This window comes from Cellulomonas sp. Leaf395, from assembly GCF_001424125.1.
Taxonomy (GTDB): domain Bacteria; phylum Actinomycetota; class Actinomycetes; order Actinomycetales; family Cellulomonadaceae; genus Cellulomonas.
This window is the reverse complement of sequence record NZ_LMQI01000001.1, coordinates 769,756-793,846: the sequence shown is the minus strand read 5'-3', so window position 1 is coordinate 793,846 and position 24,091 is coordinate 769,756. Positions and strand designations below refer to the sequence as shown.

General features: G+C 72.7%; 21 protein-coding genes. 5 read left to right on the top strand and 16 right to left on the bottom strand.

Annotation, left to right across the window (positions count from 1 at the left end; translation table 11 throughout):
* Nucleotides 1–96: 96 nt before the first annotated feature.
* Nucleotides 97–729: an O-methyltransferase gene (locus ASG23_RS03665; protein ID WP_056020135.1), complete on the top strand. Its 633-nt coding sequence runs from the start codon at nt 97–99 to the stop codon at nt 727–729.
* Between the two features lie 122 nt (nt 730–851).
* Here the strand turns inward: ASG23_RS03665 and ASG23_RS03660 are convergent, their stop codons facing one another.
* From ASG23_RS03660 to dapE, 6 genes are all read right to left on the bottom strand, one after another.
* Nucleotides 852–2,396: a leucyl aminopeptidase family protein gene (locus ASG23_RS03660; RefSeq protein WP_327019457.1), complete on the bottom strand. Its 1,545-nt coding sequence runs from the start codon at nt 2,394–2,396 to the stop codon at nt 852–854.
* 59 nt (nt 2,397–2,455) lie between these two features.
* Entirely contained in the window at nt 2,456–2,623 is a 168-nt protein-coding gene (locus ASG23_RS19410; protein WP_013772033.1) for a DUF3117 domain-containing protein, read from the bottom strand.
* A 178-nt stretch (nt 2,624–2,801) separates the two neighbouring features.
* On the bottom strand, nt 2,802–4,082 hold the full coding sequence (locus ASG23_RS03655) for a hypothetical protein (protein ID WP_056020131.1): 1,281 nt from the start codon (nt 4,080–4,082) through the stop codon (nt 2,802–2,804).
* The gene (gene folP, locus ASG23_RS03650; RefSeq protein ID WP_200941492.1) at nt 4,079–4,987 is read right to left on the bottom strand and encodes a dihydropteroate synthase; all 909 of its coding nucleotides are present in this window, start codon (nt 4,985–4,987) and stop codon (nt 4,079–4,081) included. The genes ASG23_RS03655 and folP overlap by 4 nt, the downstream gene beginning before the upstream one ends.
* A complete protein-coding gene (locus tag ASG23_RS03645) occupies nt 4,984–5,805 on the bottom strand; it encodes a TIGR00730 family Rossman fold protein (RefSeq protein ID WP_056020126.1) in 822 nt (273 codons plus the stop codon). The genes folP and ASG23_RS03645 overlap by 4 nt, the downstream gene beginning before the upstream one ends.
* Nucleotides 5,806–5,852: 47 nt before the next feature.
* Nucleotides 5,853–6,941: a succinyl-diaminopimelate desuccinylase gene (dapE, locus tag ASG23_RS03640; protein ID WP_056020123.1), complete on the bottom strand. Its 1,089-nt coding sequence runs from the start codon at nt 6,939–6,941 to the stop codon at nt 5,853–5,855.
* Nucleotides 6,942–6,985: 44 nt separating this feature from the next.
* Here dapE and dapD point away from each other — a divergent pair, with 44 nt between their 5' ends.
* Both dapD and ASG23_RS03630 read left to right on the top strand, forming a co-directional pair.
* The gene (dapD, locus tag ASG23_RS03635; RefSeq protein ID WP_056020120.1) at nt 6,986–7,933 is read left to right on the top strand and encodes a 2,3,4,5-tetrahydropyridine-2,6-dicarboxylate N-succinyltransferase; all 948 of its coding nucleotides are present in this window, start codon (nt 6,986–6,988) and stop codon (nt 7,931–7,933) included.
* The gene (locus tag ASG23_RS03630; RefSeq protein ID WP_056020117.1) at nt 7,930–8,814 is read left to right on the top strand and encodes a hypothetical protein; all 885 of its coding nucleotides are present in this window, start codon (nt 7,930–7,932) and stop codon (nt 8,812–8,814) included. Before dapD ends, ASG23_RS03630 begins: the two co-directional genes overlap by 4 nt.
* A 20-nt stretch (nt 8,815–8,834) precedes the next feature.
* Here the strand turns inward: ASG23_RS03630 and ASG23_RS03625 are convergent, their stop codons facing one another.
* From ASG23_RS03625 to fdxA, 3 genes are all read right to left on the bottom strand, one after another.
* Nucleotides 8,835–10,133, bottom strand: a complete 1,299-nt coding sequence (locus ASG23_RS03625) for a citrate synthase (RefSeq protein WP_056020114.1) — start codon at nt 10,131–10,133, stop codon at nt 8,835–8,837.
* Between the two features lie 199 nt (nt 10,134–10,332).
* Complete coding sequence (dapC, locus tag ASG23_RS03620) at nt 10,333–11,463, bottom strand: succinyldiaminopimelate transaminase (RefSeq protein WP_082515731.1); 1,131 nt, start codon at nt 11,461–11,463, stop codon at nt 10,333–10,335.
* 10 nt (nt 11,464–11,473) lie between these two features.
* Complete coding sequence (gene fdxA, locus ASG23_RS03615; RefSeq protein ID WP_028050935.1) at nt 11,474–11,800, bottom strand: ferredoxin; 327 nt, start codon at nt 11,798–11,800, stop codon at nt 11,474–11,476.
* A gap of 63 nt (nt 11,801–11,863) precedes the next feature.
* Here fdxA and ASG23_RS03610 point away from each other — a divergent pair, with 63 nt between their 5' ends.
* Nucleotides 11,864–12,157 carry a hypothetical protein gene (locus tag ASG23_RS03610; protein WP_235520832.1) on the top strand — a complete coding sequence of 98 codons (294 nt, stop codon included), beginning with the start codon at nt 11,864–11,866 and terminating at the stop codon, nt 12,155–12,157.
* Here the strand turns inward: ASG23_RS03610 and ASG23_RS03605 are convergent, their stop codons facing one another.
* From ASG23_RS03605 to ASG23_RS03575, 7 genes are all read right to left on the bottom strand, one after another.
* Nucleotides 12,158–15,331, bottom strand: coding sequence for a VanW family protein (locus ASG23_RS03605; RefSeq protein ID WP_157465507.1), 3,174 nt, complete (start codon nt 15,329–15,331; stop codon nt 12,158–12,160).
* Nucleotides 15,332–15,620: 289 nt separating this feature from the next.
* A complete protein-coding gene (locus ASG23_RS03600; RefSeq protein ID WP_056020108.1) occupies nt 15,621–16,106 on the bottom strand; it encodes a flavin reductase family protein in 486 nt (161 codons plus the stop codon).
* Nucleotides 16,103–16,516: a DUF6113 family protein gene (locus ASG23_RS03595; protein WP_056020105.1), complete on the bottom strand. Its 414-nt coding sequence runs from the start codon at nt 16,514–16,516 to the stop codon at nt 16,103–16,105. The genes ASG23_RS03600 and ASG23_RS03595 overlap by 4 nt, the downstream gene beginning before the upstream one ends.
* A gap of 5 nt (nt 16,517–16,521) precedes the next feature.
* Nucleotides 16,522–17,478, bottom strand: a complete 957-nt coding sequence (locus tag ASG23_RS03590; protein WP_056020102.1) for a PIG-L family deacetylase — start codon at nt 17,476–17,478, stop codon at nt 16,522–16,524.
* 7 nt (nt 17,479–17,485) lie between these two features.
* Nucleotides 17,486–19,444: a translational GTPase TypA gene (typA, locus tag ASG23_RS03585; protein ID WP_056020101.1), complete on the bottom strand. Its 1,959-nt coding sequence runs from the start codon at nt 19,442–19,444 to the stop codon at nt 17,486–17,488.
* Nucleotides 19,445–19,549: 105 nt separating this feature from the next.
* A complete protein-coding gene (locus ASG23_RS03580) occupies nt 19,550–21,358 on the bottom strand; it encodes an ABC transporter substrate-binding protein (RefSeq protein WP_162242655.1) in 1,809 nt (602 codons plus the stop codon).
* Between the two features lie 167 nt (nt 21,359–21,525).
* Nucleotides 21,526–23,379, bottom strand: a complete 1,854-nt coding sequence (locus tag ASG23_RS03575; protein WP_056020095.1) for an ABC transporter ATP-binding protein — start codon at nt 23,377–23,379, stop codon at nt 21,526–21,528.
* Nucleotides 23,380–23,459: 80 nt separating this feature from the next.
* Here ASG23_RS03575 and ASG23_RS03570 point away from each other — a divergent pair, with 80 nt between their 5' ends.
* Nucleotides 23,460–24,071 carry a PH domain-containing protein gene (locus tag ASG23_RS03570; protein WP_056020091.1) on the top strand — a complete coding sequence of 204 codons (612 nt, stop codon included), beginning with the start codon at nt 23,460–23,462 and terminating at the stop codon, nt 24,069–24,071.
* Nucleotides 24,072–24,091: the final 20 nt, after the last annotated feature.

Sequence of the window (24,091 nt, the reverse complement as noted above, 5' to 3'; positions counted from 1 at the left end):
CGGACCGCGCGCGCCCCGCACCGCTGCGGGGGCAGCCGACTACGCTGGGAGACGACCGTTGCACCACCACGTCGTCGCGCGCCCCGGGAGGCCACCATCTCCACCGACAAGGCCCAGAGCTGGGTCTACTGCGAGGAGTTCCTGCCGGAGGACGACATCGTGCTGCGTGCCCGCGAGCGCGCCGCGCAGCTGGGGTGCACCCCGGTGCTGCCGGGGACGGGCGCAGCGCTGAGCGTGCTCGCCGCGGCGGTCGCCGCCCGCGCGGTGGTCGAGATCGGGACCGGGACGGGGGTCGGCTCGCTGTACCTGCTGCGCGGGATGCCGGCGGACGGCGTCCTGACCACGATCGACCTCGAGGTCGAGCACCAGCGTGCCGCCAAGGAGGCGTTCGCCGAGGAAGGCGTCAAGCCCACTCGCACGCGCACGATCTCGGGCACCGCGCTGGATGTCGTGCCGCGACTCACGGACGGTGGCTACGACCTGGTGTTCGTCGATGCCGACAAGGAGAACTACCGCGGCTACGTCGAGCAGGCGGTGCGCCTGCTGCGCCCCGGCGGGGTGCTCGTGGTCGACAACGCCCTGTGGCACGACCGGGTCGCCGACCCCGCACGGCGCGACGAGACCACGACGACCATCCGGGAGGTCGGTCGCATCGTGCGCGCCGACGACCGGTTGCTCCCGTCCCTCCTTCCCGTGGGCGACGGCCTGCTGGTGGCCGTCAAGCGCTGAGCCTGGGACCAGTCACACCGAGGGCGCGCCCGCTTCGGGGCGTGCGCGCAGGTCTGGTCACACGAACTCGGTCGACGACCGGCACTCGTCCCGCGGCGACCAGCTGCCGAGGGCGGGAACCGTCAGCGCAGGTCGTCGAGGTAGCGCAGCAGGAGGCGGGCGCCGAAGCCCGTCGCACCCTCGGTGATCTCGTGCTTGTCCGACGCCGCACGCGCCGGGCCGGCGATGTCGAGGTGAGCCCATCGCCGGGCACCCACGAAGTGCCGCAAGAACAGCGCCGCGGTGATCGAGCCGCCGCCGATGTGCTTGTCGACCGGTACGTGCCGGAGGTCCGCGACCTGCGATGCCACCGCGTCCTCGTACTCCTCGACCATCGGCATGTGCCACGCCAGCTCGCCGGACGCGTCGCCGGCGGCCACGAGGGCGTCGGCCAGCTCCTGGTCGCCGGAGTACAGGGCGGCGTACTGCTTGCCGAGGCCGAGCGTCGCCGCTCCGGTGAGCGTGGCGACGTCGACGAGCACGTCGGGGTCCAGGGTGGCGTCCGCCCAGGCCAGGGCGTCCGCCAGGACCAGGCGCCCCTCGGCGTCGGTGTTGGCGACCTCGACGGTGGTGCCGCCCCACATCGTGAGCACGTCGCCAGGGCGGTAGGACGCGCCCCCGACGTGGTTCTCGGCGAGCGGCAGCACGGCCGTGACCCGGTGCGCGACACCCGCAGCGGCGGCACCGAGAACCGTGGCCAGGGCGACCGCGGCGCCGGTCATGTCGGTCTTCATCGGGACCATGGCCTCGCGCGGCTTGATCGAGAGGCCACCCGTGTCGAACGTGATGCCCTTGCCGACGACGACGACGTGCCGGCCGCCCGCGGTCGGCGGCGTCCAGGAGACGGTCACGAGGCGGGGCGGCGAGGCCGAGCCTGCACCGACGGCGAGGATGCCCCCGAAGCCTTCGGCGGTGAGCTCCCTGGTGCCTCGGACGACGACCTCGAGCCCTGCCTCGGTGCCCAGCCGTGTGGCCTGGTCCGCGAGCCAGGCGGGGGTCTTGGTGCTGGAGGGCGTGGTCGCCAGGTCCCTGGCCAGCCAGGTCGCGGTCGCCGCCGTGCGGCCTTCGGAGACGGCGGCGGCGGTCCGCCTGCCGTCGCGCCCGAGCAGGACGAGCTCCGCGGCGTCGCGCGCCGGGCCGCCCGAGGTGGACGAGGTCGGCGGCACGTAGGCGGCGAGCAGGTAGCCCTCGGCGACGGCTCGCGCGGCCGTGGCTGAGGCGGAGTCGTCCTGGTGGGCCTCGGCGCCGAGCGTCGTGACCACCTGGCGCAGACCGCGGGAGGATCGGGCGAGCGCAGCACCGGCGCGCCGCAGGTCCGCAGGCCGGCCGGAGCCGACGCCGACGAGCACGAGCCGCGGCGGCAGCCCGGACCACGGCAGCGTGACGGACGAGCCGACCGGCCGGGGCAGCTGCAGCACGTAGATCTCGCCCGCCGCACCGGTCAGGCCGGCACGTTCGCCGATCTCGGCCAGGTCGACGCCGTAGCGGGCTGCAGCCTCGGCCGTGCCCCCGAGAGGGCGCAGCGCGTCATCCCCTGCGCGCGCGGGCGCCACAGGGACCGCGAGCGCGTCGGTCGACCCGTCGGTCAGCAGCGTCGTCGTCGCGATGCTGCCACCGTCGACGGTCACCTCCGGAGGGGTGCGACCGATGGGCGGCCGTGCTCGTGCAGCGCCTGACTTCGCCATCGTCAGCTGACGACGGACGTCAGAGCCTCACCCAGCTCCGCGGCCTCGGTCGCGTTGAGCTCGACCACCAGCCGTCCGCCGCCCTCGAGCGGAACGCGCATCACGATGCCGCGCCCCTCCTTCGTGACCTCGAGCGGGCCGTCACCGGTCCTCGGCTTCATCGCGGCCATGCGGGGCCTCTCCTTCGCTCGTGCGTCCGGCGCGCGGCTCGTGGGGGCGATTTCGCGCACCCCACGTCGGCCTCGTCTACCGGTTGTCCGAGGTCCATCCTAGTTCACGCGAGGCCCCCCACCTGTCCGGATACCGGTCAGACCCGCCGATCGGACGCACGTCCAACATTCGGAGTGATCACGGCGGCCAGTCCCCCGTCGGGCCCGCGTGCCACATCTGCCGGACCCACAGCACCTGCAGGCCGAGCATGAGCACGACGACGGCACCGAACCACCAGCGCCGCGCCACCGGAGGGCGCGTCACCACCCCCGCGGTCACCGCGGCGAGCGGGAACGCGAGCAGGAGGAACCGCGCCAGGCTGCTGCCCGGCTCCACCACCGCGGCGATGTACACGATGTACGCGGCAGCCCACGCGTGCAGCTCCTTGCCCAGGCGCCACGCGGCCGGCACGACGAGCACGGCGATCACGAGCGCGAAAGACAGAGACACCACCAGGACGGCTCGGGACTTGAACCAGAACTCCGGCACGTAGGACCAGCCACCGAACGGCGCGACCTCCCGGACCCCGCGCCACGCCTCCTGCGTCTGCAGGTACGCGTCCGGCACCCCCGTCACCCAGCCGCAGATCGCGGGCCACAGGAATCCGGACGCCGCGGCCAGCAGCGCCAGCCCCGCGAGGGCGGCTCCCGTGCGCCACGTGAAGGTGTCGGTCCCGCGGCGCGACGACCACCAGCGGACCGCGGCGTGCACGACGATGACGACGGCCATCGGCAGCGCCACCGCGCGGGTGAAGCCCAACGCCACGACGACGAGCGCCGTCCACCCGTAGTCGCGGCGCAGGAGCAGCAGCAGGGCGCTCGCCACGAGCAGCAGTGCCAGCGCCTCGGTGTACGCGACCTGCAGCACGGCGGCGGTGGGGAAGACGCTGACCAGGGCGACCGTCGCCAGCGGGAGACCGGGGCGGGCGGCGACCGCACGGGGGGCGCCCCGCACGACCGTCCGGTGGATGGCGAGCACCGCGCCGGCGCCCAGCACGAGGGCGAGCAGTGGCGCGACGACCTCCCACGGTGCCCGCGTGAGCACCATGAGTCCGCGCGCGAGCATCGGGAACAGCGGGAAGAAGGCCCAGGCGTTCTGCTGGACCAGCCCGTCAGCACCCACCGGCAGCTGCGCCGGGTAGCCGTTCTCGGCGACGTTCTTGTACCAGGAGCCGTCGAACATGAAGCCGACGTACGGGAAGTAGCCCGGGTGCTCGGCTGTCCACGGGTTCTGCTCCTGAACGCTCGCCACCCACAAGAACACCGCCGTGGTGAACAGCCGCGCGGCCGCGTACACGAGGAGCACCTGGACCCACCACGGACGGCTCACAGCCCAGGCCCAGAGACCGTGGCCCGGTCCGGCGTACGGCTCCGCGGACGACTCGTCGACGGAGTCGTCCACCTCCCGCACCTCGCTCACGCCAGCCCCCTGACCGTCCGAGCCGGGGGACGGTCCCCGCGGATGGTGGCGACCATATCGAGGGTGCGTCGGGTCGCGCGCACGTCGTGCGCCCGGAACACCCGTGCACCGAGCCACGCGGCGACCGCCGTCGCGGCGAGCGTGCCCTCGAGCCGCTCCTCGGCGGGCAGGTCGAGGGTCTCCCCCACGAAGTCCTTGCGGGACAGCGCCATGAGCACCGGGAAACCGAGCGCCACCAGCGCCTCGGTACGCCGGACCAGGTGCAACGAGTGCCACGTGTTCTTGCCGAAGTCGTGCGTCGGGTCCACCAGGACGCTCGCCGGGTCGATGCCAAGGGACACGGCGCGCCGCGCCGCCGCCGACACCGTGCGGACGACGTCCTCGACCACACCGTCGAGCGGGTCGTCACCGTCGAGGGCCGCGTACTCCACGCGGAACGGGTCCGTCCGTGGACGCGCGCCGCCCGTGTGGGAGCACACGATCCCGAGACCGCGCTCGGCAGCGACCTCCATCAAGGCGGGGTCGTGGCCGGCCCACGTGTCGTTGACCAGGTCCGCACCCTCGTCGGCCGCCGCCCGCGCCACCTCCGCACGCCAGGTGTCGACGCTGACCACCAGGTCCGGGTGACGCGCCCGGACCCGTCTGACCAGCGGGATCACCCGGGCGATCTCGTCGCCGACCTCGACACGCGGTCCCCGGCCGGCCCGGACCCCGCCGAGGTCGACGATGTCGGCGCCCTCGTCGACCGCCCGAGCTACGGCGTCGTCGGCGGACGCGTCGTCGAACCGCGCCGCGGCGTAGAACGAGTCCGGCGTCCGGTTGATGACGGCCATGACGACCGGGCGACCGGGCGCTATCCACCGCCCCCGCAGGCGCAGCTGTGCGCCGGCCGGCGGCGTGCTCACCGCGCCGAGCCCTCGGCAGCCTGCTGCGCCCGAGCGGTCGCGGCGGCCGCCGCCTGCTCCTCGGCACGCAGCTGAGCACCGCGTTCGAGCACCAGGTCGACGGCGTCCTGAGCGGTGTCGACCACCTTGAGCAGCTCCAGGTCTGCCGGCGAGATCATGCCGCGCGCCAGCACTGTGGTGCTCAACCAATCGATGAGGCCCTGCCAGTAGTCCCGGCCGACCAGGACGATCGGGAAGCTGATGACCTTGTGCGTCTGCACGAGGGTCATGGCCTCGAACAGCTCGTCGAACGTGCCGAAGCCGCCGGGCAGCACGACGAAGCCCTCGGAGTACTTGACGAACATGGTCTTGCGCGCGAAGAAGTACCGGAAGCTGATGCCCAGATCGACGTAGTCGTTCATACCCTGCTCGAACGGCAGCTCGATGCCCAGCCCGACCGACAGCCCACCGGCCTCCAGCGCCCCGCGGTTGGCGGCCTCCATGATCCCCGGGCCACCGCCGGTGATCACGGCGTACCCCGCCTCGACCAGCAGGCGCGCGACCTCGCGGCCGAGGGCGTAGTCGGGGTGGTCCACAGGCACCCGCGCCGAGCCGAACACGCTGACCGCCGGACCGACCTCCGCGAGCGCCCCGAACCCCTCGACGAACTCGCTCTGGATCCGCATGACCCGCCACGGGTCGCCGCGCAGCCACTCCGCGTCCCCGGGGCCGGACAGGAGCCGCTGGTCGGAGGTGGTGGTGGGGATCTGCTGACCGCGCAGCAGGACCGGACCCTTGCGGTACCCGTGGCCCGGGGCGGACACGCCGTCGTCGCTCATGGCCCCGACTCTAGGTCGACGGGGCCCGGCGAGCCGGTCTGTTCACCTCAGGCGGTCAACCAGTCCCGCAGCGCGGCGTGCACGACGGTGATCTGGCCGACGACGCACCGCTCGTCCTGCTTGTGGGCCAGCAGCGGGTCCCCGGGGCCGAAGTTCACGGCGGGGACCCCGAGCTCGGAGAACCGGGCGACGTCGGTCCAGCCGTACTTGGCCGCCGGTGCACCACCGGTGATCGTCAGCACGGCACGGGCGAACTCCTGCGCGAGCGGGTCGTCCAGCCCCGGCCGTGCACCGGGTGCGGCGTCGACGATCGCGACGTCGTACCCGTCGAAGAGCTCGCGCACGTGGGCAGAGGCCTGCTCGACGCTCGCCGAGGGCGCGAAGCGGTAGTTCACGGTGACGACGCAGGAGTCCGGGATGACGTTCGCCGCGGTCCCGCCCGAGACGAGAACCGCGTTGAGGCTCTCCCGGTAGACCAGGCCGTCGACCTCGACCTCGCGGGGCGTGTACGCCTCCAGCCGGCGCAGCACCTCGCCGGCGGCGTGGATCGCGTTGCTGCCCATCCAGGCCCGCGCCGAGTGGGCGGCGACCCCCGCGAGACGCACCTCGGCCCGCAGCGTGCCGTTGCAGCCGCCCTCGATGCCCCCGTTCGTGGGCTCGCCCAGGATCGCGAATTCACCCCTCACCCAGTCCGGGTGCTCCCGCACGATCCGGCCCAGACCGTTGAGCGTCGCGGCGACCTCCTCGTGGTCGTAGAACACCCACGTCACGTCGCGCGTCGGCTCGCTCAGCTCCGCCGCGAGCGCCAGCTGCACGGCCACGCCGGCCTTCATGTCCACGGTGCCGCGGCCCCACAGCTCGGCCTGCGCACCCTCCCCGACGAGCCGGGTGGGCAGGTTGTCGGCGATCGGCACGGTGTCGATGTGGCCGGCGATGACCACGCGGGAGGACCGACCGAGGTTCGTCCTGGCGACGATCGCGTCACCATCGCGGAGCACCTCGAGGTGGGCGTAGCGGCGCAGGGTGGTCTCGATCGCGTCGGCGAGCACCCGCTCGTCGCCGCTCACCGACGGCAGGTCGCACACCGCACGGGTGAGCGAGACGAGATCCGACGAGAGGTCCAGGGCCGTGTCCACGACGAGACCCTAGCCCGCACCCCCGGTGACCTAGGGTTGTCGCCATGACTGCACGGACGGCCTGGGGCTTCGGCCTGGCCACGGTGACCGACGACGGCACCACGCTCGACGTCTGGTACCCCGCTCCAGCCCTGGGCTCGCCCGATCCGTCCGTGGGCGCGCCCGCGTCGCTGACCGCCTCCGCGCGGGTCGACGACGCCCGCGGCGTCCGCGTGGAGGTCATCCGCACGGAGATCGACCTGGACGCGCCTCCGGCCGGCACGGCCGACGCGTACCTGCGGCTCCACCTGCTCTCGCACCGCCTGGTCCAGCCCCACGGGCAGAACCTCGAGGGGCTGTTCGGGGTGCTGCCCAACGTTGTGTGGACCGACCGCGGTCCGTGCGCCGTGGACGGCTTCGAGGAGACCCGCGGCCGCCTGCGCGCCGCGACCGGGGTCCCGGTCACCGTCTTCGGCGTCGACAAGTTCCCGCGCATGGTCGACTACGTCCTGCCGTCCGGCGTGCGGATCGCCGACGCCGACCGCGTCCGGCTCGGCGCGCACCTCGCGGCGGGGACCACCGTCATGCACGAGGGCTTCGTCAACTTCAACGCCGGGACGCTCGGCACGTCGATGGTCGAGGGTCGGGTCTCCGCCGGGGTCGTCGTCGGCGACGGGTCCGACATCGGCGGTGGCGCCTCGATCATGGGCACCCTGTCCGGCGGCGGTCGGGAGACCGTGTCCATCGGTCGCCGCACCCTGCTCGGCGCCAACGCCGGGGTCGGCATCCCGCTCGGCGACGACTGCGTGGTCGAGGCGGGGCTGTACGTCACGGCAGGCACCAAGGTCGCTCTCGTCGGCTTCGAGGACTCGCCGCGCGTCGTGAAGGCCCGTGAGCTGGCGGGACGCGACGGCGTGCTGTTCCGCCGCAACTCCCTGACCGGCGGCGTCGAGGCGGTCGCACGTGCAGGCTCCGGCGTGCAGCTGAACGCGACGCTGCACGCCAACGAGTGACCTCTCGGCGGCGAGCCCGGCGCGCCCGACGGGCCGGGTGCGCGGTCGTCGCCGCGGTCGCGGTGCTGGTCGCCGGGACCGTCGGGGTCGTCGTCGCCCTCTCACGCCTCCACCCGGCACCTCCTGCGGCGCAGCAGTGCGTCGCGGAGCTCGACGGGACCCGCTGGAAGCTGAGCCCCGACCAGGCCCAGAACGCCGCCCTCATCGCAGCCACGGGCCTCCAGCGTGGACTGCCCGCCCGCGCGGTGACGATCGCCCTGGCCACCGCGCTGCAGGAGTCCCGGTTGGTCAACGTGCCGTACGGCGACCGCGACAGCCTCGGGCTGTTCCAGCAGCGTCCGTCGCAGGGCTGGGGCACCGCGGAGCAGGTGCTGGACCCCGTGTACGCCACCAGGCGCTTCTACGACGGTCTGGTGACGATCGAGGGCTACGAGAACCTCCCGATCACCGAGGCCGCGCAGGCGGTGCAGCGGTCGGGCTTCCCTGACGCGTACGCGCAGCACGAGACGCGATCGCGCGCCTGGGCGTCGGCCCTCACGGGCTGGTCGCCCGCGACGCTCACGTGCGACCTGCACGACCCGGACCCGGCAGCAGCCTCGGCCGACGCGGTCGTCGCGCGGGTGCACCGTGACCTCGGCGGCCTGCCGGTGGTCGCGGACGACGCCGGCGCGCTGCTCGTCGACACGTCGGCCTTCGGGGCTCCCGAGGACCGCACCCGCCTCGACTGGGCGGTCGCGCAGTGGGCCGTCTCCGTCGCGGAGCCGTTGGCGATGACGTCGGTGGCCGTCGCCGACCGCACCTGGGACCGGTCGGAGGGCACGTGGGCGCCCTCGGAGGCACCCGTCCCCGCGGGGACCGTGCGGCTGACCCTCGCGGGTTAGCAAGCACTGCCCCTCGCGCGCTACCGCGCGTCGAGCTCGGTGTAGTCGCGCGTGACGGCGCCCGTGTAGATCTGCCGCGGGCGGCCGATCTTGGTCTGCGGGTCCGTCATCATCTCGCGCCACTGCGCGATCCAGCCGGGCATGCGGCCCAGCGCGAACAGCGGCGTGAACATCTCCTCCGAGAAGCCCATGGCCTTGTAGATCAGGCCCGTGTAGAAGTCGACGTTCGGGTACAGCTTGCGGGAGATGAAGTAGTCGTCGGAGAGTGCGATCTCCTCGAGGCCCATCGCGAGGTCGAGCAGCTCGTCGTTGCCGCCGAGAGCGGACAGCACCGAGTCGGCGCTCTTCTTCACGATCGCCGCGCGCGGGTCGTAGTTCTTGTAGACCCGGTGCCCGAAGCCCATGAGGCGGACCCCGGGTTCCTTGTCCTTGACGCGCTTCATGAAGTTCGTCGCGTCGCCACCGTCGGCCTGGATCTCCGTGAGCATCTTCAGCACGGCCTCGTTGGCGCCGCCGTGCAGCGGGCCGGAGAGCGCGTTGATGCCGGCCGCGACCGACGCGTAGAGGTTGGCCTGGCTGGAGCCGACGATGCGCACGGTCGACGTGGAGCAGTTCTGCTCGTGGTCAGCGTGCAGGATCAGCAGCTGGTCGAGCGCCGACACCACGACCGGGTCAGCCTCGTACTGCTGGTACGGCACGGCGAACGTCATCCGCAGGAAGTCCTCGACGTACCCGCGCGAGTAGTCCGGGTACAGCAGCGGCTCGCCCTTGGAGGCCCGGTGCACGTACGACGTGATGGTCCGCGTCTTGGCGAGGATCAGCACCGTGGCCAGCTCGACGGTCTCCGGGTCGAACGGGTCCAGCGACTCCGGGTAGAAGGTGGACAGCGCGTTGATCGCCGACGCCATGACGGCCATCGGATGCGCGTGGCGCGGGAACGTCCCCATGAACGTGCGAAAGTCCTCGTGCACCAGCGTGTGGCGGTTGACCCGCTCCTCGAACGCCTCGAGCTCGCTCTGGGTGGGCAGCGCGCCGTGGATCAGCAGGTACGCGACCTCGAGGAACGTGGAGTGCTCGGCCAGCTGCTCGATCGGGTACCCGCGGTAGCGCAGGATCCCCTGGTCGCCGTCGATGTAGGTGATCTGCGACTCGCACGAGGCGGTGTTCATGAAGCCCGGGTCCACGGTCACCATGCCCGTGTCGCGCAGCAGCGAGGAGACGACGATGCCGTCGTTGCCTTCGGTCGCGGTCACGATCGGCAGGTCCTTCGCCTGTCCCCCGACGATCAGCTGAACCGGCACAGTGGCGACGTCCGACATGGTGTTCCTCTCCTGCGACCCCGGGTGACGGGGTTGCCCCTCGGCGTCCGGTGATCGGCGACTGCGCTTGATGGGCCGGCCGGGACCTGCGCGTGCGTGCCCTCGTTGGCGTGGATCGACGGTACCCGCGCGGAACGTTCCGTGACCAATTCTCGACGAGACGTTGGTGCTGCTGTGACGACGATCACACGGGGGAAGGCTAGGCGCCGGAGAGCCTCGCGGCCGCCTCCGCTATCTGTTCGTCGGGCGCGGTCAGCGCCACACGGACGTGCTCCGCGTCGCCGTAGAACGCGCCCGGTGCCACCAGGATCCCGAGACCCGCCAGGTCCGCGACCGTGGCCCAGCTGTCCTGGTCACCGGCCTCCGGTCGCACCCAGAGGTACAGGCCGGCGTGCGAGCGGTCGATCGCGTAGCCCGCGCTCTCGAACGCCGCACGCAGCACCCGGCGCCGGCGCCCGTAGACAGCTCGCTGCGCCGCGACGTGCTCGTCGTCGCAGAGCGCTGCCACCGTCGCGGCCTGCACCGGGCCGGGGACGATCATCCCGGCGTGCTTGCGCACCTCGAGCAGCTGCGCCACGAGCACCGGGTCACCCACGACGAACGACGCGCGGTAGCCCGCGAGGTTCGACTGCTTGGACAGGGAGTACACGGCGAGCAGGCCGGTGAGGTCCCCGCCGGTCACCCGCGGGTCGAGGAGGCTCGGCACCCCGGTCGACGCCCACGGCTCGTCCCAGGCCAGCTCGGCGTAGCACTCGTCCGACGCGACGACGACAGGCTGCGCCGACGCACGGGCCGCGTCGACCACCCCACGGAGCTGCTCGACGCCGAGCACCGACCCGTCGGGGTTGCCCGGGGAGTTGAGCCACACGAGGCGCACGTCGTCGCCCTGAGCGAGCCGGGCGGCCGGGTCGTCGGTGGGCTCAGGCGTCGCGCCCGCCAGCCGCGCCCCGACGTCGTACGTCGGGTACGCGGCCGCCGGGTGCAGCACCACGTCGCCCGCGCCGAGGCCGAGGAGCGACGGCAGGAACGCGACCAGCTCCTTGGAGCCGACCGTCGGCAGGACCGCCGCGGGGTCGAGACCGCGAACACCGCGCCGGCGGGCGAACCAGTCGACCACGGCCTGGCGCAGTGCCGGTGTGCCGTGCGTCGTCGGGTAGCCCGGCGAGTCCGCCGCCGCTGCCAACGCCTCCCGCACGACCTCGGGTGTCGGGTCGACGGGCGTGCCCACGGACAGGTCGACGATGCCGCCCGGATACGCGCGGGCGCGCTGGGCGAACGGGCTCAGGGTGTCCCAGGGGAAGTCCGGCAGAGAACCGGTCAGCAAGCCCATCGGGCCGGCGTCAGTCGCCGTGCACGCGCAGCGGAAGCGTCGCGATGATCGGGTGGTCCTTGTCGATCTCACCCATCTTCGCGGCACCGCCCGGCGAGCCGAGGTCGTCGAAGAATTCGACGTTCGCCTTGTAGTACTCGGTCCACTGCTCCGGGACGTCGTCCTCGTAGTAGATGGCCTCGACCGGGCACACCGGCTCGCAGGCGCCACAGTCGACGCACTCGTCCGGGTGGATGTACAACGATCGCTTGCCCTCGTAGATGCAGTCCACGGGACATTCCTCGATGCACGCCTTGTCCTTGACGTCCACGCAAGGCTCGGCGATCACATACGTCACGGTGGGTCCTCCACAGGCCAGGGGTGCTCTTAGTATCGCTCACATGCGCAGGCACGTGACGCGGTGTCCATCACAGGCACCGTCATGACGGCCGGCGGCTGGCGAAGCTGGTCACCGGGGGTTCGCGTCGTCGTCCGTCGCCTGCGCGACGACCTGCCCGAGCCGCACCCCGAGCACCCCGACCTGCACGTCCCGCAGCACACGGACGTGCTGGGCGAGCTGATCGACGTCGACGAGGACGGTGTCCTGGTGCGGACCCGGCACGGCGACGTGCGGGTGCCCGCCGCCGACATCGTGCTCACCAAGCTGGTCCCGCCCGCGCCCGTCAGCCGACGACACCGGCCGACGGGCGCGTGACTACGGCGTCGGCGCGGGCGTCGGCGCCGCCCCGCAGATGACCTTGTTCTGCGGCTTGTAGCGCCAGGAGTTCGACTCGGTCTTCTCCAGCGCGCCGTTCAGGTACGTCTTGCGCGTCACCGTGACGGAGAAGCCCGGGTTGCCCGCCGACTGCGGCTCGCACGTGGGCGACTGCGAGTACACCGTCGTCGGAGCGACGACGCCGGAACGCCCGCTGGTGATCGACTCGACCGTCCAGTGCTTCGTCCCCCACACCCGGACGTACACGCGGCCATCGGCGACCCACGCCTGCACCAACGCCCCGTACGGCGTGTTGTTCTTCCACCGCATGTCGAGGGTGCCCGTGAAGATCGTGGCCTCCCGCCCTTCGGGGTACCGCGAGAACCACTCGCTGTGCGGACGGTGCTCGACGTCCTCGAACCCCGCCAGGAACGCCGCGTTGTAGGTGGTGGTCGACACCTGGCTCAGGCCGCCACCCCACGCGTCGACGTGCTCCCCGCTCACGATCGCGCCCGCCTCGACGTACCCGTGCGCGGCGTCGATCGGACCGAGAGCCTTCGTCAGGCTGAATATCTCCCCCGGCCGGATCAGCGTCCCGCTGATCTTGCTCGCACCGTTCGCGATGTTCGCGGTTCGGCGCGGCTCGCTGTTCAGCGGCGTCGCGAACTCCGAGACGATCTCCTTGACCCCGAGCGCCTCGAGCTCGGCCGTCGACTCCGACGGGTCCGCCTGGACGAGCTCGACCGGTGCTCCCCGGTCGCCCGACGCCGTCGCGGCAGTCACGCTCGTGGCCAGTGCCGCCGGGTCCAGCGACGTGCCCGGGATGCCCGGGACGACCACGGGGGCACCGTTGACGAACTCGAAGCGGGCGTCGGCCGACTGGGTCAGCAGGTCAGGCAGCTGCGTCAGCACGACCTGGGCCAGACCCTCGCCGTTCATCTGCAGCGACAGGTTGCCGTCCGCCGGGACGAACGACGCGTTCGCCGCCAGGGTGGGCGCGTCGATGAGTGCGGTCCGACCCCCCACCGACACCGTCACCGGCGCCGACGTCACCTGCTGCGCCTGGGCCAGCGCGGCATCCGTCTCCTCCTGCGTGATGTCGGGCTCGACCGCCGCGGTCGGCAGCTCGATCGGACGAGCAGCCACCAACCAGTCGGACGCCAGCGCGTCGGCGGCACCCGCCTGGTCGAGGTTCCAGCCGTCCACAGCAGCCGTCGACTGCGGGGTCGCGTCGACGAACACGACCGTGCCGTCCACCGGGGCGAGCGCCAACGAGGTCCCGAGGTCCCCGATCGCCGCGGACAGCGCCTCCTCGTCGACCGAGGTCACCGGGTCCTGCGCGTCGACACCGGCAAGGTGTGCCCAGAGCCGCGCCGGTTCCGCGAGGTCCATGCCCGTCAGCTCGTCGACCGTGGCCTGGGCGTCGAACGTCAGTCCGGCCGCCGTCGGGTCCAGGCTCGCCTGGACGTCGTTCGCGACCACCTCGATGGGCTGCGTCGTCGCGTCGGCCAGCTCCTGCTCCAGGAGAGCGACGGCTTCGTCGGTCGACAGCCCGCCGATGTCGACCCCTGCGACCGTCGCACCACGCGGCACGCGATCCTCCAGCGCGTACGTCGCACCGACGTACACCGCGGCCAGAGCGACGATGACGGCCGCGACGATCAGCAGGCGCTTGGGCCAGCGTCGCTTGCCGTCCTCCGCCTCGAACACGTCCAGGGGCGACTCGCTGCGCTCCGACGGCGGCACCGGGCCCGACGGGATCCGGGCCTGCGGCCGCGGCTGGGACGGAGCGGCTGCCGTCGTCGGCGTGCCGGCGGTCGGCGCTGTCGCGGTCGGTGTGACGGCGGTCTGTGCAGCCGCGGTCGGTGTGCCGGCGGTCGGCGCAGCACGCCCGGCGGACGTGGCCCCTGCGGCGACGGCTGTGGCGGCAGTGGCCGCGGCCGCTGCCGTCGGCCCGCTCGGCGGGACCGCTCCGGACTGGGTCGGCGCGCCCATCGACGGTGCAGACCCCGGCACCGTTCGGGTGACCGGGGCGGCGAGTGTCCCGACCGGCGTTGCCGACGCGGGAGCCGGAGCCTGCGGCGCGCCGACGACCGGCGCGATGACGGCCGTGGCCGCCTCCCGACCACCCGGTTGACGCTCCGGCGCCTCCGCCTTCGTCGGCTCCGTGGTCGTGGGCTCCGTCGTCCTCGGCTCCGTCGTCGTGGCCGCAGCCGCGGTCGCAGTACCAACAGCGGCCTGGACTGGTTCCGTCCCGGTGTCGTCGTCGGTGTCGGTGTCGGTGTCGGTGCGAGCGGGGTCCGCAGCGGCCTTCGGCGACTGCTCGGGTGCGTCGTCAGGGCCTGCGGGGGACACGTCCTCGTCCGTCGGCTCCGGTGCGATGTCGGAGGGGGGCTCGGAGCCGACGTGCTCGGCGGCCTCGTCCACGGCCACCTCGCCTGCGGTCGTCCCGTCGACCGGCGTCGGGTCGACGACCGGCTGGTCGGCGACGGGCTCGTCGGCACCGTCCGCACCGACGACCTCGTCCTCGGCGTCCGGCTCGTCCGTCGACGCTTCGGGACCGGCGTCGGACTCCGCAACGGCGTCGTCGGACACCGGCTCGTTCTCGGTGGCGACGGGTTCTTCGACGGAGGACGCCACGTCGACGGTCGGTGAGTCCGCGTCAGGCCCATCGGTGGCCTGCTCGGCGGTCGCCTCCTCGTCGACGACGGGTTCGGCGGTCACTTCCTCGTCGGTGGCCAGCTCGGCGGTCGACTCCTCGTCGACGACGGGTTCGGGAGGAACCTGCTCGACAGCGCCCGCCCGATCCGCGACGGCGTCGTCGGCAGTCGGCTCGTCGGCAGTCGGCTCCGTGGCGGACGGCTCGTCGGCAGTCGGCTCCGTGGCGGACGGCTCGTCGGCAGTCGGCTCCGTGGCAGCCGGCTCGCCTGCAGCGGGCTCGCCTGTACTCGGTTCGTCGGCAGTCGGCTCGGTGGCATCGCGCTCGATGGGCTCGTCGGCGCCCGGCTCGGCCGTCGACGCCTCGGGGTCGGCGTCGGGCTCCGCGGCACCGCTGCCGCCCCACACCGGCCAGACCGGGTCCGACGACGGAAGGCTGCTCTCCGCAGGACCGGAGCCCTTGGGCTCCTTCCCGCTGCGCTGTCCGGGCCCGCCGCGCTCGGTGCCTTTTGTCATCCGCTCCCCCGCTGCTGCTTCGCGCGCGCACACAACGCGTCCGCGCGAGTCTACGTGCCTGGACCAACCGATTTTGGCCGCTCCACAGCACGTGCACGACGTTCTCACCCGCCACAAACCGACGAGGCCCGGACTTCTCGTCACCGTCGTCCGCGCGGCGACCGCAGGCGCCGGTGCGGTGCGCTGTGCACCGAAGGAGACGCATGTCGGGTCTCCGTCACCGACACGGTTGCGGTGGGCTGTGCCGACGAGATGGAGCGGGCGAGAAGTGCGCTGTGATGCAGGAGCGTCAGCGGACGCGGTGCAGGCGTCCGCGCAGGTGGACGAGGCCACCCGCACCTGCGGGCCCCTGCTCGGCGACCACGACGGAGCCGACGACGACGTCGTGGTCCCCCGCCCGGTGCACCGAGTCCGTCCGGCAGTCGAACCACGCCGCAGCACCGTCGAGCCAGACGGCGTCGGCGACGGGGGCCGGTCGGTGCGGGACTCGCGCGAGCTGGTCGATAGCGGGCCGCCCCGGGGAGGCCAGCCAGTCGGCGGTCGGTGCCTGGTCGTCGGCCAGGACGCTCACGGACCAGGTGTCCACGTCGTCGAGCGCGTCGCGGAACCGGGCGTCGGTGTGCACGCAGAACAGGAGCATCGGCGGCTCGAGGGACACCGACGTGATCGCGCTGGCCGTCATGGCGTGCAGGGTGCCTCGCCAGCGCAGCGTGATGACCGCGACCCCCGCGGGAAGCCGTGCGATCGCGGCGCGGAACGTGTCCGGCTCGCTCACGGAGGGGGGTCCACGAGCTCGCGCTCTGGCTCTATGGGCGTGCGCCGCGCCCGAGGCCGGTCGTCGAATAGGGCGCGCGGCAGGACAGCGGCGATGATCACCACCGCGATGGAGCCGAGCACCCACACCCAGCCGATCGTCTGCCCGTCAGGCACGAGGGTGTCGCCGCCCGGGCCGCGCCGGGTGAGGAGCTGCACGGTGACGAAGACGCCGACCGCGTAGCCAACGAGGGGGACGAACCCCGCCCACGCCCGGACCGTGACCGCGGCGACGAACGCGAGGATGAGGCAGACGACGACCCCCCACGGCGGGATGCTGCGGTGCATCACGGTGCCGAGGGTGCCGACGAGCACCCCGAGCAGGAGTGCCGCGAGGGTCGAGGCGATCGCGCCGGCGGAGAGGCGTTGCACTCGCGTCACGTTACCGGGCGGACGCCCGCGGGCCAGACGACGTCCGCGCCCGAGCCGCCGGCCCCCCGCCGGTACGCCTCCGTGGGCAGGACCGGCGCCAGCACGCGGTTGCTGAGGGCGTAGCAGGCGACGAGGCCGCTGTCGTCGTCGACGGCCCGGATCGCCTGGACCTGTGTGAGGTGCGCGCGCAGGGCGTCCAGGACGCGGTCACGCACGGGCAGCACATCGACCTCGAGCTCGATCTCGTCGTCCGGGACGGCGACCGACGGCAGCTCCGCGGCGGGGTCCGGCAGCTCGAGGTCGTCGCGCAGCGAACCGAGCACCGCGAGGACCGCGTCGCCGCGCAGGGCGCGCAGGCCACGCTGAAGAGCGAGGCGACCCTGCACGGCCCACAGGACGACGGGCACGGCGAACGCGGGGGAGGCCTGGTCGGAGCGCGCCCCGGCGAGGTCGACCGCCCACTGCGTCACCTCGTGGGTGCGGACGTGGTCGGGGTGGCCGTAGCCGCCGCCGGGCTCGTACGTGACGACGACGTCCGGACGGCGTGCGCGGATCACGCGGGCCAGCCGCTCGGCGGCCTCCTCGAGACCGACGCCGACGAACGCGTCCGCCGGGATCTCGTCGGGAAGCCCGGCCCGACCCGTTCCCACCCATTCCATGCCGGAGTCCTCGAACCGCCGGTCGACGGAACCGGGGATCGTGTCGAGATACCCGCGGTCCCGGACCCCGAGCGCGGCCAGTGCCTTGCCCAGCTCGTGGTCGCGGTGCTCGGCGAGCGCCGGCCCGTCCCCCTCGAGGTGGGCCAGGCGCTCGCCGATGACCTCGCCGCGCTCGCCGCGCGTGCAGGTCACCACCGTGACGGGACGACCGGCGGCTGCCCACGTGGCCAGAAGCGCGCCGGTCACGAGCGACTCGTCGTCGGGGTGCGCGTGCACCGCGACGAGGCCACCCGCCGTCAGCATGGAGTGATCAGGCGCGCTTCGAGCGGGCCGTGATGCGCGCGCGCTCGGTCTGGTCGAGCACCACCTTGCGGATCCGCACCACGGTCGGCGTCACCTCGACGCACTCGTCCTCGCGGGCGAACTCGAGGGACTCCTCCAGCGTGAGGTTGCGCGGCGGGATGAGGTTCTCGAAGTTGTCGGCGGTGGCCGAGCGCATGTTGGTGAGCTTCTTCTCCTTGGTGATGTTCACGTCCATGTCCTCGTTGCGCGAGTTCTCACCGACGATCTGGCCCTCGTAGACCTCCTGCGTGGGCTGGACGAAGAACGAGCCGCGCTCCTGCAGGTTGATCATGGCGAACGGCGTGACAGGACCCGAACGGTCCGCGACGAGCGAGCCGTTGATGCGCGTCTCGATCGGGCCGGCCCACGGCTCGTAGCCCTCGGAGATCGAGGACGCGATGCCGGTGCCGCGGGTGTCCGTGAGGAACCGCGTGCGGAAGCCGATGAGGCCACGCGCGGGCACCAGGAACTCCATGCGGACCCAGCCGGTGCCGTGGTTCGACATGGTCTCCATGCGGCCCTTGCGCTGCGCGAGCAGCTGCGTCACGGCGCCGAGGTACTCCTCGGGGACGTCGATGGTCATCCGCTCGACGGGCTCGTGCGTCTTGCCGTCGACCTTCTTGGTGACGACCTGGGGCTTGCCGACGGTCAGCTCGAAGCCCTCGCGACGCATCTGCTCCACCAGGATGGCCAGCGCGAGCTCTCCGCGGCCCTGGACCTCCCAGGCGTCGGGACGCTCGGTGGGCAGGACGCGGAGCGAGACGTTGCCGACGAGCTCCTTGTCGAGGCGGTCCTTGACCTGGCGAGCGGTGACCTTGTGGCCCTTGCCGCCGCGGCCGGCCAGCGGGGACGTGTTGATCCCGATGGTCATGGAGATCGCCGGATCGTCGACCGTGATGAGCGGCAGCGGGCGCGGGTCGTCCGGGTCGGTCAGCGTCTCGCCGATGGTGATGTTCTCGATGCCCGCGACGGCGACGATGTCACCGGGGCCGGCGGAGTCCGTGCTGACGCGCTCGAGCGCCTTGGTCTCCAGCAGCTCGGTGATCTTGACGTTCGCCAGGGTGCCGTCGGCCTTGGCCCACGCGACGGTCTGACCCTTGCGGATCGTGCCGTTGAAGACTCGGAGCAGGGCGAGGCGGCCGAGGAACGGGGACGCGTCGAGGTTGGTGACGTGCGCCTGCAGCGGCGCACCCTCGGTGTAGGTGGGCGCCGGGATCCGCTCGAGGATGGTCTTGAACAGCGGCTCGAGGTTCTCCGAGTCCGGCAGTCCACCGTCGGCGGGCTGGTTCAGCGACGCGCGGCCGGCCTTGGCGGCGGCGAACACGACGGGCACGTCGAGGATCGCGTCGAGGTCCAGGTCCGGCACGTCCTCGTGCAGGTCCGAGGCCAGCCCCAGCAGCAGGTCCGTGGCCTCGTGCACGACGTCGGTGATGCGGGCGTCGGGACGGTCGGTCTTGTTCACGACGAGGATCACGGGCAGCTTGGCGACGAGCGCCTTGCGCAGCACGAAGCGCGTCTGCGGGAGGGGGCCCTCGCTCGCGTCCACCAGCAGGACGACGCCGTCGACCATCGACAGGCCGCGCTCGACCTCGCCGCCGAAGTCGGCGTGCCCGGGGGTGTCGATGACGTTGATGGTGATGCCACCGGGCTCGCCGATCTCCGCCGCCGCGGGACCCGTGTACCGGATCGCCGTGTTCTTGGCGAGGATCGTGATGCCCTTCTCGCGCTCCAGGTCGCCCGAGTCCATCGCGCGCTCGTCGACGTGGGCGTGCGAACCGAACGAGCCGGACTGCCACAGCATGGCGTCGACGAGCGTCGTCTTGCCGTGGTCGACGTGGGCGACGATGGCGACGTTGCGCAGGTCGGCGCGCACGCTCGTGCCGGAAGACGCGGCGAGCGCAGCCGGCGCAGACGTGGGCTCAGACATGGGGGAACTCATCTCAGAAGGTGGGGAGCGCGCCGGGTCGTCGGCCGCGCCGATCGATTCTACCCGCAGACCCGCACCCGGGCGTCAGAAGGTGACCAGACGCACTCAGCCGTCAGCTCGCGCCCACGCCCACCAGTCGGTCAGGTCCGCCCGGCCCAGCGCGAGCGGCTCGACATCGGGCGCCGCGGGCGTGGTCCCCGCGGTCGGTGCGGCCGAACCGCGCGTAGCGACGGCGATGGGCTGCCGCACCAGCGAGAGGACCGCGCCGCCCGCGTCGAGGCTCTCCGCGACCGCGGCCAGCTGGTCCTCGACCGCGTCCGGGTCGAGCGTCTGCGCGAGCGTCCCCGCAGCGGCGTCGGTCGCCGGGTCGGACCAGCCGGTGACGTTCGTCGCGCCCCCCGTCCGCCACCGCGAGACCACCGAGTCGAGCGGCAGGTCCGACTGCGGCACCGGCACCAGCGCCGCGTCCCACGCGTCCGGTGCCCCCACCAGGTCCGGACCGAGACCGTCGACCGGGGTGTACGGCTCGACCTCGAACCCGACGGCGGACGCCGACTCGGTGATCAGCGCAAGCATCGCGGCACGCAGCGGGTCCGTGGTGTTGACCAGCACCTGCACCGTGACGGGCCCGGCGACGCCGGCGTCGTCCAGCAGCCGGCGCGCCCCCGCGATGTCCGCCGGCCCGCTCGAGGCCACGTCACCCCCGGCATCCGGACCGACGGTGGGCAGCAGCGCCGAGGCGACGACCGCTTCCGGCCACAGCGGAGCGACCACGCTCGAGACGATGGCGTCCCGCGGCACGGTCGCCAGGAAGGCGTGGCGCACCGCCGACGCGACCGCGGCGTCACCGCCGTACGTGGCGGGGTCGAACGCGCCGGCCCCGGCTGCCTGGACCTGGAGCTGGAGCGTGCTGTCACCACCCGTGCGCACGTCCGCGCCGGTCACGTCCGCCAGGGCGTCGAGCACGTCCCGGGTGTCCGTCGGAGCAACCACGTCCACCGAGCCCGCGGCGAGCGCCTCGACCTGCTCCAACGGCTCCAGGTCGCTGCGCACCACCACGCGGTCGTAGCTCGCGGCACCGTCGCCCTCGTACTCGTCGTTGCGGACCAGCTCGACACGCTCGCCCGGCACGATGACGTCCACGGCGTACGGGCCGGTGGAGACCGCCTGGTCGACGTGCTGCGCGAGCGCGTCGGCGTCGAAGTCCGTCCGCCAGGCCGCGGAGATCGAGCTCAGCGCCTCCTTGTCCTCGTCGACGATCGCCTTGGTCACCGCCGCGGCCGCCTCCGTCGGGTCCTCGACCCCCAGCGAGGTCTGCCCCACGACGTGCGCGGGGACGTTGACGTCGAGCGCGACCTGCCAGTCCGGGACGGGCGTCGCGTAGACGAGCGTCAGTGTCGCTCCGTCCACGGTCGGCAGCTGCTGCGCCTGCACGAGCGCCGGCGAGGCCGCCGCGAACGCGACCCCCGCGTCGAGCGCGTCGTTGTTGGTGATGCCGCCCTGCGCGTCGAGCTCGGGGGTCACGTCGTCGAGCTGACCGCTGCGTGCTGCCCACTCGAGCAGCAGGTCGGCGGGGGTGACGGCCGTCCCGTCCGACCAGGTCGCCGCGGGGTCGATGGTGTACGTCACCGTCAGGGGCGAGTCGCTGACCTTCTGCACGGTGCCGAAGGTCTCGTCGAACACCGCGGCGCCGTCCTGGTCGAGCGAGACGAACCCCGCCTGCACCAAGGAACGCACCAGCGTGCTGCCGGGCGCTCGACCCTCAGCGGTCCCGCCGTTCAGCGACGTGAACGGCATCCCCACCGTCACCACCGCGGTGCCGGTCCGGTCCGGCGCAGGCGCCTCCTGCGTGCAGCCCCCGACCGCCAGGAGCGCGACCAGCGCGACGACCCCGAAACGTGACCCCTTGAACACCGCGCGCCTCCAGAGAACCGACATCATCGAGGCGGCCACCGCGCCCCGTCACCGAGGTATCGGTCGTTTCCACCAAAAGGTCAACCTGCCGGACAGATCTGCTCGAATCGGAAGAACGGAGCCGGGGCGCGCCGGATGCGCGAGCACCGCGCGCGGGCATCCCCGGGTCAGAACCCGCGGCCGGTCATCCGCTCGTTGTCGACGTCGGTGATGTCGTGCGCGTCGATGTTCTCGGCGTCGTGCGCCTTGACCAGCTCGTCGCGCTCGAGCTCGTCGCGCTGCGCCTCGAGGAGCGCGTCGCGCGCCTCACGTCGGGCCTGCTGCGCAGCGGGGTCCGGCACCGGCACCGCGGCGAGCAGCCGCTGCGTGTACGGGTCCTTCGGGTGGTTGACCACCTGCGCGGTCTCGCCCACCTCGACCAGCTTGCCGTTGTGCATGACGGCGATCCGGTCCGCGAGCATCTCCACGACGGCGAGGTCGTGGCTGATGAACAGGCACGCGAAGCCGTGCTCGCGCTGCAGGTCCTGGAAGAGCGCGAGCACGGTCGCCTGGACCGAGACGTCGAGGGCGGACGTCGGCTCGTCCGCGACCAGCAGCTGCGGCTCGAGCGCGAGCGAGCGGGCGATGCCGACGCGCTGGCGCTGACCGCCGGACAGCTCGTGCGGGTACCGGTTGCGCATCGCGCGCGGCAGCTCGACCTGGTCCAGGAGCGTCTCGACGGCCCTCGACATCTCCGCGCCCTTGAGCCCGCGGTGAAGCAGCAGCGGCTCCGCGATGGACTCGCCGATGGGCAGCCGCGGGTTGAGCGATGAGCCCGGGTCCTGGAAGACGATCCCGACCTTGGTGCGCAGCGGCTTGAGGTCCTTGTTCGACGCGCCCACCATGTCCTGGCCGACGATCCGCAGCGTGCCCGACGTGACGGGCAGCAGCCCGACGACCGCGCGACCGATCGTGGTCTTGCCCGACCCGGACTCACCGACGAGCCCGACGACCTCACCGGCGCGGATGGTCAGGTCCACCCCGTCGACGGCGCGGAAGGCCGGCGTGCGACGACGGCCGGGGTACTCGATGACCATCTGCTTCGCCTCGAGGACGACCGCGCGGTCCGACGTGGTGACCGCCGGCGCGTCCGCGACCGGGGTCGCGGTCGTCCCGGACTGCGCCGCGTCCTCCGCCTTCTGAGCCTCGGTGCTGCGCCCGAGGTGCGGGACCGCGTCGAGCAGCTTGATCGTGTACGGGTGCTGGGGGTTCGCGAACAGCTGGCGCGCCTCCCCCTGCTCGACGACCTTGCCGTCCTTCATCACGATCATCGTGTCCGCCATGTCGGCGACGACGCCCATGTCGTGCGTGATCAGCACGATGCCCGAGTCGATGCGCGAACGCAGGTCCCGCATCAGCTTGAGGATCTCGGCCTGGACGGTGACGTCGAGGGCGGTGGTCGGCTCGTCCGCGATGAGCAGCTTCGGGTCGCAGGCGAGGGCCTGGGCGATCATCGCGCGCTGTCGCTGACCGCCGGACAGCTGGTGCGGGTACGCGTCGATCCGGGTCTCGGGGTTCGGGATCTCGACGAGACGCAGGAGCTCGAGCGCCCGCACCCGGGCCTCCGCCGGACCCATCTCGAAGTGGGTCCGCAGGGTCTCGACGATCTGGAAGCCGATGGTGAAGACCGGGTTCAGCGCGGTCATCGGCTCCTGGAAGATCATCGCGATCTCCTTGCCGCGGATCCGGCGCAGCTTGTGCGCCGGCATCCCGATGAGCTCGCGGTCCCCGATCACGGCCGAGCCACGGGCCCGGCCGTTGGGCGGGAGCAGGCCCATGAGCGCCATCGACGACTGCGTCTTGCCGGAACCGGACTCGCCGACGATCGCGAGCACCTCGCCAGGGCGCACGTCGTAGTTGATGCCGGCCGCGGCCGGGTACCAGGTGCCGTCCACATAGAAGTCGACGCCGAGGTCCCGCACCTGCAGCACGGGCTGGCGGGTGTCGGTGGGCGGTGGGGCGTCCGAGATGTCGATGGCCACGGGGATCAGGATCCTTCCTGCGCACGGTGGGCGTATCCGGTCAGGATGGTCGCCACCTGCGGTTCTGCGAGCATGGGCATGTGCGTCCCACTCTGGAGTTCTCGTCGAGCTACGGCCGTGCGCTGACGGTCGCCGCGGGCGTCGTCGCCCTCGGGGCGGTGGTCGCCGTGGGTGTGCAGGACGGCCTCGATGAGGTCGTCCGCGCGCTGCCGCTGGCCGGCGCGGTCGTGCTGGGCGTGTGGGCGCTGTTCTGGCGTCCGGCTGTCGTCGTGAGCGACGGCGGCGTGCTGGTCCGCAATCCGCTGCGCAGCACCCAGGTGCCCTGGCCCACCTACCGAGGACTGACCGTCCAGTGGTCCCTGGTGCTGCACACCACCGACGGCGACGTGACCGCCTGGGCGGCGCCCCGGTCGAGCGGCACAGCGTCCCGCATGCGCCGCTCCACCGGAACCTCCGACGACGACGTGGTCCCCACGTCCACGAAGGACGCCAGGCTGCACGCCACGGCCGAGGACGTCGCCGCAGCGATCGGCGACCGCCACCGGGCCCTGGCCGACGCGGGCTTCCTGCGCGACGCGGAGCGGGCCCGCACCGCAGCCGGCATCCGCCCCGAGCGCCACTGGCACGTCGCGACGATCGCGGCGCTCCTGGTGCTCGTCGGCACGTCGGTGGCCGTGCTGGCCACCGCCTGAGCCGCACGCGCGGGTGGGCA